This window comes from Christiangramia flava JLT2011 (genome assembly GCF_001951155.1).
Classification (GTDB): domain Bacteria; phylum Bacteroidota; class Bacteroidia; order Flavobacteriales; family Flavobacteriaceae; genus Christiangramia; species Christiangramia flava.
In genome coordinates, this window is the sequence record NZ_CP016359.1 from 2566238 (window position 1) to 2578541 (window position 12304).

Annotated in this window: 8 protein-coding genes; all 8 read left to right on the forward strand. The window is 44.4% G+C overall.

The window, feature by feature from the left end; translation table 11 throughout:
- Positions 1-23 precede the first annotated feature (23 nt).
- Entirely contained in the window at positions 24-2405 is a 2382-nt protein-coding gene (locus GRFL_RS11140; RefSeq protein WP_083646100.1) for a glycoside hydrolase family 127 protein, read from the forward strand.
- 2 nt (positions 2406-2407) lie between these two features.
- Positions 2408-3361 carry a glycoside hydrolase family 43 protein gene (locus GRFL_RS11145; protein WP_083644690.1) on the forward strand — a complete coding sequence of 318 codons (954 nt, stop codon included), beginning with the start codon at positions 2408-2410 and terminating at the stop codon, positions 3359-3361.
- Positions 3362-3405: 44 nt separating this feature from the next.
- Positions 3406-4356, forward strand: a complete 951-nt coding sequence (locus tag GRFL_RS11150; RefSeq protein WP_236995792.1) for an arabinan endo-1,5-alpha-L-arabinosidase — start codon at positions 3406-3408, stop codon at positions 4354-4356.
- Between the two features lie 8 nt (positions 4357-4364).
- The gene (locus GRFL_RS11155) at positions 4365-6353 is read left to right on the forward strand and encodes a glycoside hydrolase family 127 protein (RefSeq protein WP_083644692.1); all 1989 of its coding nucleotides are present in this window, start codon (positions 4365-4367) and stop codon (positions 6351-6353) included.
- Entirely contained in the window at positions 6350-8326 is a 1977-nt protein-coding gene (locus GRFL_RS11160) for an alpha-L-arabinofuranosidase C-terminal domain-containing protein (protein WP_083644693.1), read from the forward strand. The genes GRFL_RS11155 and GRFL_RS11160 overlap by 4 nt, the downstream gene beginning before the upstream one ends.
- A gap of 66 nt (positions 8327-8392) precedes the next feature.
- Entirely contained in the window at positions 8393-10084 is a 1692-nt protein-coding gene (locus tag GRFL_RS11165) for a ribulokinase (RefSeq protein ID WP_083646102.1), read from the forward strand.
- Entirely contained in the window at positions 10071-10772 is a 702-nt protein-coding gene (locus GRFL_RS11170) for an L-ribulose-5-phosphate 4-epimerase (RefSeq protein ID WP_083644694.1), read from the forward strand. Before GRFL_RS11165 ends, GRFL_RS11170 begins: the two co-directional genes overlap by 14 nt.
- Before the next feature lie 17 nt (positions 10773-10789).
- On the forward strand, positions 10790-12298 hold the full coding sequence (araA, locus tag GRFL_RS11175) for an L-arabinose isomerase (protein ID WP_083644695.1): 1509 nt from the start codon (positions 10790-10792) through the stop codon (positions 12296-12298).
- Positions 12299-12304 lie beyond the last annotated feature (6 nt).

Sequence of the window (12304 nt, forward strand, 5' to 3'; positions counted from 1 at the left end):
GGCGAGGATTTAAAATGCAGACTATGAAGAAGAAAATATATAGAAATCTCAGTGTATTATTGATGACCATGGGCTTAAGTTTGGGAGTAGCTCATAGCCAGCAGGAAAAGATACAGCTGTTTAAACTTCAGGATGTTCAATTAACATCCGGGCCTTTTCGCGATGCAATGATGACAGACCTGGATTATATCATGGAACTGGATGCAGACAGGTTGCTGGCTCCATTTCTGAAAGAAGCAGGTTTGGAACCGAAGGCTGAGAATTACCCGAACTGGGAAAACACAGGGCTGGATGGCCATATTGCGGGCCATTATCTCACAGCGCTTTCCCAAATGTATGCTTCTGCGGGTGATGAGGCTGCGCTGGAACGCTTGGAGTATATGCTTCAGGAATTGGAGCGCGTTCAAAAGGCCAATGGGAATGGGTATATTGGTGGGGTTCCAGGCAGTAAAAAACTTTGGGACGAAATTGCTAGTGGAGAAATAAAAGCCGGGAGTTTCAGCCTGAACGACCGCTGGGTGCCTCTATACAACATCCATAAAACCTATTCCGGTTTAAGGGATGCATATCTGATTGCCGGTCAGGAATCCGCAAAAGAAATGCTGATACAATTTACTGACTGGATGTGGAATACCACAAGGGAGCTTTCCAAAGACCAGATTCAGGATATGTTGCGATCGGAACACGGCGGATTAAATGAAGTTTTTGCCGACGTTGCGGAAATAACCGGCGACCAGAAGTATCTGGATCTGGCTTATAAATTTACACAGGAAGCAGTGCTGAAGCCTTTGGAAAAACAGGAGGATATCCTGAACGGGATGCATGCAAATACGCAGATTCCAAAAGTTATAGGCTATGAAACGATTTATCACCTGGATGCCAATGAAGATTACCACACTGCTGCGGAATATTTTTGGGAGAATGTGGTGAACGAACGAACCGTGGCCCTAGGAGGGAATAGCGTGCGGGAGCATTTCAATCCGGCTGATGATTTTACATCAATGATCAATGACGTTCAGGGACCAGAGACCTGCAACACCTACAATATGCTTAAATTAACTGAAAAGTTATTCCAAAGTAAGCCAGAGGAGAAGTATGCAGCCTATTATGAAAAGGCCCTGTATAATCATATCCTGTCTTCACAACATCCTGATACCGGTGGCTTTGTTTATTTCACGCCAATGCGGCCGGAGCACTACCGCGTTTATTCCCAACCGGAAACCAGTTTTTGGTGTTGCGTGGGTTCAGGAATTGAAAACCACGGAAAGTACAACGAATTTATTTACGCCCATACAGCAAATGACCTGTATGTAAACCTTTTCATTCCTTCAGTTTTAAATTGGAAAGAAAAAGGTCTAAAGCTCACTCAGAAAACCCAATTTCCTCAGGAAGACGCTACTTCCTTTACCATTCATACCAGGAAATCCCAAAAATTGAACCTGTTGATAAGGTTTCCTGAATGGACCGATAAGGAAGGATTTCAAATAAAGGTGAATGGTAATAACTGGAATATAGACCAGGTTTCAGGCAATTATATTTCAGTGAACAGGAAGTGGAAAGATGGCGATGAGGTGAGCGTGGAATTACCCATGCACATTTCTACGGAAGCTTTGCCTGATGGATCGAATTACCAGGCTTTTGAATATGGACCAATCGTTCTCGGAGCAAAGACTGGTGAGGAAGATTTGAAGGGCCTGTATGCCGATGCCAGTAGAGGCGGCCATATTCCGGCGGGCAGAAAAATCCCCTTATCAGAAACTCCGGTTTTAGTATCAGAAACTCCGGAAAATATTTCAGAAGCAGTAGAAAAAAACAGCAATTCTGATCTGAGTTTTTCGATGAAAGAACTACTGTATCCGCAAAAATTTAAGGATTTGGAATTCATTCCTTTCTATAATATCCATGATTCGCGATATGTGATTTACCTCCCGGTAGAAACTCCGGAAGGGCTGGCTGCGATCGAGGAAAAAAGAAAGCAACAGGAAATTCAGGAAAGAGAACTGGAAGCCCTCACGATCGATAAGGTCTCCCCAGGAGAACAGCAACCAGAATCAGATCACTTCATCGAAACTGAAGACTCCAATATTGGTGTGAACCAGGACAGGCATTGGCGCGATGCTTCAGGTTATTTTAGCTATGTTCTGAAGGATGATAAAAAACAGGCCAGGCAGGTTCAGATCACCTATTTTGGATTGGACCGTGATCGTCATTTCAAAATCTTGATCAATGACCAGCTGGTGGCTGAAGAGCACCTGAACGGCGATAAAGGCTACAGGTTCTTTACAGAAACGTACGAGCTTCCGAAGGAATTAACCGAAAAAGACCAAACCGATCTAAAAATAAAATTTGAAGCATTAGAAGGTTCCAGGACTGCTGGGATCTACGAAGTTAGACTAATGAAATAATTATGAGGAACCTGGTTTTTTGTATGCTGCTCGGCACTACTTTTCTGGCTATGGCGCAGCAGGAACATTTTAATAATCCCATAGTGACCGATAAATACACGGCAGATCCCGCTGCGATAGTTCACGATGGGAAAGTGTATCTCTATGCAGGTCACGATGAACCGGCTGATGATTATAATTTTTACGATCTCAACGAGTGGCTGGTTTATTCTTCTGAAGATATGATTCATTGGAAAGAGCATCCCGTTCCGCTTAAAGCTTCTGATTTTAAATGGGCGAAGGAAGATGCCTGGGCTGCCGAAGTGATTGAGAAAAATGGCAAATTTTACTGGTACGTAACGGTCCATCACGATGATACGCACCCGGGAAAGGCCATTGGTGTAGCCGCGGCTGATAGTCCGATAGGGCCTTTTAAAGATGCCATAGGCAAAGCCTTGATCACTAATGATATGACTACGGAATTTACCGATATCAGTTGGGATGATATTGATCCTACTGTGTTCATAGACGATAATGGGCAGGCTTATTTATACTGGGGAAATACCGTTTGTTACTGGGCAAAATTAAAAGACAACATGATCGAACTGGATGGAGAAATCCACGCCATTACCAGCCTGCCACATTATACAGAAGCGCCTTACATTCATAAAAAAGGAGACTGGTACTATTTATCGTACGCCTATGATTTTCCTGAAAAAACAGCTTATGCGATGAGCCGGTCTATGGAAGGACCCTGGGAATATAAAGGTATTCTGAATGAAGTCGCGGGAAATAGCAATACCAATCATCAGGCAATTATTGAATTTAAGGGGATCGATTACTTCATTTATCACAACGGAAGCATCCCCACAAAGGGAGGTAGTTTCCGAAGATCGGTTTGCATAGACCAGCTTTTTTATAATGCTGATGGAACACTGAAAAGAATTCAGATGACTTCGGAAGGAATTCAGAAATAAAAAATGAGATGAGAATCAGCCAGTTTATAATCCTAGTTCTTCTTTTGACTTTTACAGTCAGTAGCGCTCAGAAAACGGCTAATATACGCGTGCATGATCCTGTGGTGGCCAAAGAAAATGGAAAGTATTATCTTTTTAATACTGGCAAGGGCATCGGAGTGTATGCCTCAACAGATCTTGAGAACTGGGAAAAAATGCCGCCGGTGTTTCCTGAAAAACCTGCGTGGACAGATTCCGTAGTTCCAGATTTTGAAAACCATATCTGGGCGCCAGATATTATTAAAAAAGGGGATACCTGGTATTTATTCTATTCTGTATCAGCTTTCGCCAAAAACACTTCAGCGATAGGGGTAGCAACCAATAAAACCCTGGATCCTTCAGATGCAAATTTTCAGTGGATTGATCATGGAATAGTGGTACGATCCATTCCCGATAGGGATATGTGGAATGCGATCGATCCCAACATCATTTTTGATGAAAATGAAAATGCCTGGATGGCTTTTGGATCGTTCTGGAACGGTTTAAAAATGGTCAAACTGAATGAGGATCTTACAAAAATAGCCCAACCGGAAGCCTGGCGAACCATTGCCAGGAGACAACGTTCCTTTAAGCTGGATAATAAGGATCCTGGAGACGCAGCTTTAGAAGCACCGTTTATTTTTAAAAAAGGAGACTGGTATTACCTGTTTTTATCCTGGGACCTGTGTTGCCGGGGAAAAGAGAGTACTTATAAAGTAGTAGTTGGCAGATCTGAAAAAGCAACAGGTCCGTTTTTCGATAAGAATGGGATCCCCCTGAATCAGGGTGGCGGAAGTATTGTTTTAGAAGGAAATGAAGACTGGTACGGCCGTGGTCATAATAGCGTCTACCATTTTGAAGGGGAAGATTTGATGTTCTTCCATGCGTATGACGCAAATGATAATGGCGCACCAAAATTGGGCATCCGGAAGATCGATTGGATCGACGGGTGGCCGACTTTAAAAGACTTTAAATAAGAATCAAGATGATGAAAAAAAAGATGGTTTCCTTAGCGGGATTAGTAATAGCTGTTTTCTTGCTGTTTTCCTGTAAAGAAGAACGGAAAGAGATCAAAGAAAACGATACTGATGTTCTGGCGTATCATTTAGAGCCGGTGGATATCAGGCATGTGAAATTAACCGATTCTTTTTGGCTTCCCATCATTGAAAGAGTTCAGCAGAAGACGATAGATTACGCTTTGAACAAAGTGGAAGAAGAAGGGCGTCTCGATAATTTTTTGATCGCCGGAGGGCAGATGGAAGGAGATGTGAAAGGGGCCATGCCTTTTGATGATACAGATGTTTATAAGATCATTGAAGGTGCATCGTATTCTTTGATCAGTGCTCCAAATGACACCTTATCAACAGCCCTGGATTCCCTTATCAGCATTATTCAGACCGGGCAGGAAAAAGATGGATATCTTACGACCTGGAGAACGATTGATCCAGCTAAACCACCGGCTTCCTGGGTAAAGGTTAATGAAGGGAAACGTTGGGAATACCTGGCAATGAGCCATGAACTCTACAATGCCGGTCATTTATATGAGGCTGCTGCCGCTCATTACAGGGCAACCGGAAAAGAGAATTTTTTGAATATTGCTCTAAAAAATGCAGACCTTATGGTCAAAACCTTTGGGGACCAGGAAGGGCAAATTCATGCAGTGCCAGGGCATCAGATTATTGAAACAGGTTTGATCAAATTATACAGTATCACTGAAAACAAGGACTATCTTAAACTTGCCAGGTACTTTCTGGATAACCGCGGGAATCCAGATCATCATGAACTGTTTGGGGAATATTCCCAGGATCATGAGCCGGTTACCCAACAGGATGAGGTGGTTGGTCATGCTGTACGCGCCGTGTATATGTATGCAGGAATGACTGATATTGCTGCGCTTCAGCAGGATTCAGCTTATTATAAAGCCGTCACCAGTCTCTGGGAGAACATGGTCAATAAGAAGATGTATATCACCGGCGGAATAGGGGCGAAGCATGAAGGAGAGGCATTCGGGGAAAATTATGAGTTGCCGAATCTTACGGCTTATAATGAAACCTGTGCGGCCATTGGCGACGTTTACTGGAATCATCGGTTACATAATATTACCGGTGAGGTAAAGTATTTTGATGTGATCGAGCGCACGCTCTATAATGGGCTTATTTCCGGGCTGTCACTGGATGGACAGAAATTTTTCTATCCCAATGCGCTCGAATCAGATGGGACCTATGAATTCAACCAGGGCGCCTGTACGAGGAAAGACTGGTTTGATTGCTCCTGTTGCCCAACGAATGTCATTCGATTTATTCCATCCATCCCGGGCTTAATTTATTCAAAATCTGAAAGCGCGATTTATGTTGATCTGTATGCTTCCAATACCGCAGATATCGAATTTCAGGATCAGGTAATACAAATCTCACAAAAAACTGCTTACCCCTGGAACGGAATGGTAGAAATAGCTGTAGAACCTCAAAAACCTGCTGAATTTGAATTAAAATTGAGAGTGCCTGGATGGGCTCGGAATGAAGTGTTGCCAGGCAACCTGTATCAGTATTCCAGCAAAATGGAAGAAATGCCAGAAGTGATGGTAAATGGTAAAAAAATGACCGCTGAAATTGTTGATGGTTATCTGGTAATGGATCGAAAATGGGAGGAATCCACTACGATTGTACTGGATTTTCCAATGCAGGTTCGGGAAGTACTGGCAGATGATAAAGTGGAGGATGATCGAGGGAAAGTATCCCTAGAATACGGGCCAATTGTTTATGCCGTGGAAGAAGTTGATAATAAAGACAATTTTGAACAGTTGCAAATCACTCCTCAAACGAATTTCAGCGTACAATTCGAGAAAGATCTGCTACAGGGCGTCAACACCTTGAAATTTGATGATTTTAAGGCAATCCCTTACTATTCCTGGTCGAATCGGGGGATTGGTAAAATGAAAGTATGGTTAAAAAATAATTCGAAGGATAGAACATGAGAAAATTATACAGCATATTGATCGTATTGATCATCGTTGGAAGTACGAAACTGAAAGCCCAGGATCACAACCTAAGCGTGGATGCCAGCAAATCTTTTGCAGAAATTCAGCCCACCATGTATGGGATCTTTTTCGAAGACATCAATTTTGCCGCAGATGGCGGATTGTACCCGGAACTGGTAAAGAACCGAAGCTTTGAATTTGAATTAGGCTTGATGGGTTGGGAAGAACCAAACAGCGACCGGCACTCTTTCAATCAAAATAGTGGAAAGGCCCAACTCGTAAAATATAGCGATAGCACAAATAACCACAATTATGTGCTGGTAACGGTGAATGATCCAGAGGGATATGAGTTGATAAATCAAGGTTACCGGGGAATGGGAATTAAAAAAGGTGAGCAGTACCGCGTTTCTTTTGATGCAGCGAATAAAGGGGCAATTTCGGCGGTAAAATTTGAATTGTTAGATGAGGAAGATAATTTGGTGAGTTCCACTACAGTCCCGGTTAATTCTATAAATTGGAAATCTTATGAAACCGAAATAATTCCTTCGGAAACCGTGGAAAAAGCCAAACTTAGAATGACTTTTGAAGGAACCGGGGATATCTGGATGGATATGATCTCGATTTTCCCGAAGAATACCTGGAAAGGAAGAAAGAACGGACTTCGTAAAGACCTGGTACAATTACTGGCAGCTATGAACCCCGGCTTTTTAAGGTTCCCGGGTGGCTGTATTGTGGAAGGGAGAACACTGGCGCAAAGATATCAGTGGAAAAAGACCGTTGGCCCTGTTGAAGAGCGGGAAACCCTGGTCAATCGCTGGAATGAAGAATTTTCCCATCGGTTAACACCTGATTATTTTCAAAGTTTCGGGCTTGGTTTTTATGAATACTTCCAGCTTTCAGAAGATCTGGGTGCAGAGCCCTTACCCATCTTAAGCTGCGGAATTGCCTGCCAGTTCAATACTGGTGAGCTGGTGCCCATGCAGGATCTTGATCCGTACATTCAGGATGCGCTTGACTTGATTGAATTTGCAAACGGGGGTCCCGAAACCAACTGGGGAAAAGTGAGAGCGGAAATGGGACACCCGGAGCCGTTCCAAATGAAATATATCGGAATTGGAAATGAGCAATGGGGACCGGAATACATTAAAAGATATAAGGAATTCGAAAAGGCCATTCGGGCTAAATATCCTAAAATCATCATTGTTTCGGGAAGCGGTCCTTTTCCCGATGGAGAATATTTTGAATATGGTTGGGAACAGTTAAAAGAGATGGGAGCGGCGATCGTAGATGAACATTATTACAGAAGTCCGGAGTGGTTTCGCGAGAATGCCAACAGGTATGACCATTATGACCGAAGTGGACCAAAGGTTTTTGCCGGTGAATATGCTGCTCAAAGTGTAGCCATTGCCAGTCCCGAAAATAAGAATAACTGGGAAACTGCCTTATCTGAAGCAGCATTTATGACCGGCCTGGAAAGAAATGCTGATGTAGTGACGCTCACTTCTTACGCACCCCTGATGGCTCATAAAGAAGGTTGGCAATGGACTCCTGATATGATCTGGTTCGACAACCTGCAATCATACGGAACACCAAATTATTATGTTCAGAAACTATTTGGAACCAATAGCGGGACAAACCTGTTGAAGATTACGGAAGATGGGAAAGAACTGATTGGGCAGGAGGAACTCTACGCTTCGGCGGTTACCGATTCAAATTCAGGGGAATTGATCATCAAGCTGGTAAATACTTCTTCCGAAGAAAAATCAGTTAAATTGGATGTAAAAGGCACAAGGCTAGGTTCCTCCGGGAAAATGATGGTTCTGCAGAAACAGGATTTATCTGCTGAAAATTCTTTTGAGAACCCCACGAACATTCAGCCGGTAGAGGAAACTATCAAAACTGGATCGCAGCAACTGGAAGTTTCTTTAAAGCCTTATTCGCTCAATGTCCTGAAGTTAAAGATGAGTTAAATTAATAAGTGTTTTATTTACGCTTATTAAATGAAAAATGATATATTTGAAATAAATGATTTGAGGATGAATAAGTATGTTATAGGCCTGGACTACGGGACAGATTCGGTTCGAGCGGTTTTGGTGAATGCGGAAACCGGGAAAGAAGAGGCATCTTCGACGCACTTTTACGAGCGTTGGAAAAAAGGAGCTTTCTGTAAACCGGAAGTCAATCGATTTCGCCAGTACCCGCTGGATCATATCGAGGGGCTGGAAAACACGATCAAATCGGTTCTGCAGGAAACCGGTATCGATGGCAAGGCGGTGAAAGGAATCTGTATAGACACCACCGGTTCTTCTCCGGTCCCTGTGACCTCAGAAGGAAAAGCGCTGGCCCTGGAAACCGAATTTCAGGATAATCCCAACGCCATGATGGTTTTGTGGAAAGATCATACCGCCATAGAAGAGGCTAATGAAATCAACGATTTAGCAAGAAATTGGGGTGGCCCGGATTATACCAGGTTTGAAGGAGGTATCTATTCTTCAGAATGGTTCTGGGCCAAAATATTACATATTGCCAGGGAAGACGAAAAAGTGCGGAATGCTGCCTACTCCTGGATGGAACATTGTGATTTGATGACCTTTATGCTCATTGATTCTGATCTGGAAAACTTCAAACGCAGTCGCTGTGCGGCGGGACATAAGGCCATGTGGCACGAGTCGTGGGATGGTCTTCCTTCCGAAGAATTTTTGGGTCAGTTGCATCCTTACCTTGCCGCTTTGCGCGGACGTTTGTATGCTGAAACCTATACTTCAGATGAAATTGCGGGGAATTTGAACCAGCAGTGGGCTGATAAATTAGGCTTGAGCACCGATTGTGTGGTGGCTGTTGGAACCTTTGATGCCCATTCGGGAGCGGTGGGCGCCCAGATCGATAAAAATGCGCTCGTCAGGGTAATGGGAACCTCGACCTGTGACATCATCGTTTCTGAAAATGCTGAAATTGGTGATACGACGGTCAGGGGAATTTGCGGACAGGTAGACGGCTCGGTGATTCCGGGGATGATCGGCCTGGAAGCGGGACAATCGGCTTTTGGCGATGTGCTGGCCTGGTTCAGGAGCGTGCTGGAATGGCCACTGGAAAACCTGGTTTATACTTCTGAAATTCTTTCCGAAGAGCAAAAAACCGCCCTGAAAGAAGAAATTTCTAAAAAATTCATACCGGAATTGTCAAAACAGGCGGAAGCCCTGGAACTTTCCGAAAGTATTCCAATAGCTTTAGATTGGATCAATGGCCGGAGAACGCCCGATGCGAACCAGGAACTTAAAAGTGCCTTTACGAACCTTTCTCTCGGTACCAAAGCGCCGCATATTTTTAAGGCTTTGATCAATTCGATCTGTTTTGGTTCCAAGATGATCGTAGACCGGTTTGTGGAAGAAGGTGTGAAGATCGATACGGTGATCGGGATTGGCGGCGTGGCCAGGAAATCGCCATATATTATGCAAACCCTTGCCAATACGCTGAATATGCCAATTAAAGTAGCTTCTTCTGATGAGGCTCCGGCATTGGGCGCGGCCATCTATGCCGCGGTAGCAGCAGGTTTGTACCCAAATGTGCTCGAGGCCAGTAAAAAACTGGGAAGTGCATTTGAAGCAGAATACCTTCCGCAGCCTGAAAAAGTGGAAGAAATCAAGAGTTTTATGACCGAATATAAAATCCTGGCCGGGTTCGTCGAACAAACGATCAGTAATAAAATCAAACAAAATGAGCTTGTATAAAGACTTAAAACAGGAATGTTACGAGGCCAATATGCAGCTGAATGAGCTGGGTCTGGTGATCTATACCTTCGGAAATGTTAGCGCTGTAGACCGGGAAAATGGTGTTTTTGCCATCAAGCCGAGCGGCGTACCTTATGAAGACCTGAAACCGGAAGATATCGTGATCCTCGATTTCGACAATAATGTGGTTGAAGGAAAGATGCGACCTTCTTCTGATACCAAGACCCACGCCTATTTGTACAAGAACTGGAAGAATATCGGTGGGATCGCCCATACCCACGCGACTTATTCGGTTGCCTGGGCGCAAAGTCAGCTGGATATTCCTATTTTCGGCACGACGCATGCCGATCATCTTACGGAAGATATTCCCTGTGCAGCGCCTATGCGGGACGATTTGATCGAAGGCAATTACGAGCACAATACCGGCATCCAGATTTTGGAATGTTTTAAGGAAAAGAACATTTCCTATGAAGAAGTACCCATGGTCCTTTTAGGAAATCATGGACCTTTTACCTGGGGCAAGACCGCGGCTAAAGCGGTGTACCACAGCAAAGTGCTGGAAGCCGTCGCGGAAATGGCCTATCTCACCCTTCAGATCAATCCGAAGGCACCGCGATTAAAAGATTCATTGATTAAAAAACACTACGAGCGTAAGCATGGAAAAGATGCCTATTACGGTCAGAATTAATATTATATAAAAAGGAAATGACAGATTTTACCCAAAAAGAAGTCTGGTTTATCACCGGAAGTCAGCATTTATACGGCGAAGAAACTCTCAAACAGGTCGCCGCCAATTCCAAAGAAATTGTTCAGGGATTTAATGATTCCAAACTGGTACCCGTAAAACTGGTACACAAAGATACTGTGACTACGCCAGATGAGATCACTAAGGTGATGCTGGAGGCCAATAACCGCCGGGAATGTATTGGGGTGGTGACCTGGATGCATACTTTTTCACCCGCCAAAATGTGGATCAAAGGCCTGGGACTGCTGAAAAAACCGATCTGCCATCTGCATACCCAGTTCAATGCGGAGATTCCGTGGAACAAGATCGATATGGATTTCATGAATTTGAACCAGTCGGCTCACGGAGATCGTGAATTCGGTTTTATGATGACCAGAATGCGTAAAAAACGCAAGGTGATCGTTGGTCACTGGAAAACCGATAGCACCCAGCGCAAACTGGGCAACTGGCAACGTGTGGCACTTGGTTGGGATGAATTACAGCATTTGAAGGTGGCCAGAATAGGCGATAATATGCGCCAGGTTGCGGTAACCGAAGGTGACAAGGTAGCCGCGCAGATGAAATTTGGGATGGAAGTGAATGCCTATGACTCTTCAGATGTTGTGGCCGAAATACGCCAGGTAACCAGCGAGCAGGTGCAGGATTTGCTGAAAACTTACGAAAACGATTACGAGCTTTCCGAAGCATTAAAGGAAGGTGGAGATCAGCGGGATTCCCTTGTGGAGGCGGCAAAAATTGAACTCGGCTTACGTGCCTTTTTGGATAAAGGAGGCTTCAAGGCTTTTACAGATACTTTTGAGAATTTAGGAGAATTGAAACAACTTCCGGGTCTTGCCGTACAAAGGCTGATGGCCGATGGCTATGGTTTTGGAGCTGAAGGTGACTGGAAAACTGCGGCCTTGTTAAGAGCCATGAAAGTAATGGCACAGGGACTGGAAGGCGGGACTTCCTTTATGGAAGATTACACGAATCATTTTACGGAAAATACCGATTATGTCCTGGGCTCTCACATGCTGGAGATCTGCCCTTCGATTGCTGAAGGAAAACCCTCCTGTGAAGTGCATCCGCTGGGAATTGGCGGAAAAGAAGACCCGGTAAGACTGGTTTTTAATTCCCCTAAGGGAGCCGCTTTGAATGCCTCGCTGGTCGATATGGGCAACCGTTTCCGTTTGATCGTGAACGAAGTGGAGGCAGTGGCACCGGAAGCCGATCTTCCGAATCTTCCCGTAGCCCGTGTGCTCTGGGAACCCAAACCAAATATGGATGTGGCTGTAACCTCCTGGATACTTGCCGGTGGTGCGCACCATACCGTGTATACCCAGGCACTTTCTACGGAATTTCTGGAAGATTTCGCCGATATCGCCGGGATCGAACTGCTGGTGATCGACGAGCAGACCAAAGTGCGCGATTTCAAAGACAAGATCAATGCCAACGAAGCCTATTACCATTTGTTCCAGCACGGAATGTAACCACTA

Bases quoted from the DNA above. Each gene is read 5' to 3' on its own strand.
- GRFL_RS11170 (WP_083644694.1), top strand. From the start codon at position 10,071: ATGAGCTTGTATAAAGACTTAAAACAGGAATGTTACGAGGCCAATATG.
- GRFL_RS11145 (WP_083644690.1), top strand. From the start codon at position 2,408: ATGAGGAACCTGGTTTTTTGTATGCTGCTCGGCACTACTTTTCTGGCT.
- araA (WP_083644695.1), top strand. From the start codon at position 10,790: ATGACAGATTTTACCCAAAAAGAAGTCTGGTTTATCACCGGAAGTCAG.
- GRFL_RS11155 (WP_083644692.1), top strand. From the start codon at position 4,365: ATGATGAAAAAAAAGATGGTTTCCTTAGCGGGATTAGTAATAGCTGTT.
- GRFL_RS11160 (WP_083644693.1), top strand. From the start codon at position 6,350: ATGAGAAAATTATACAGCATATTGATCGTATTGATCATCGTTGGAAGT.
- GRFL_RS11140 (WP_083646100.1), top strand. From the start codon at position 24: ATGAAGAAGAAAATATATAGAAATCTCAGTGTATTATTGATGACCATG.
- GRFL_RS11165 (WP_083646102.1), top strand. From the start codon at position 8,393: ATGAATAAGTATGTTATAGGCCTGGACTACGGGACAGATTCGGTTCGA.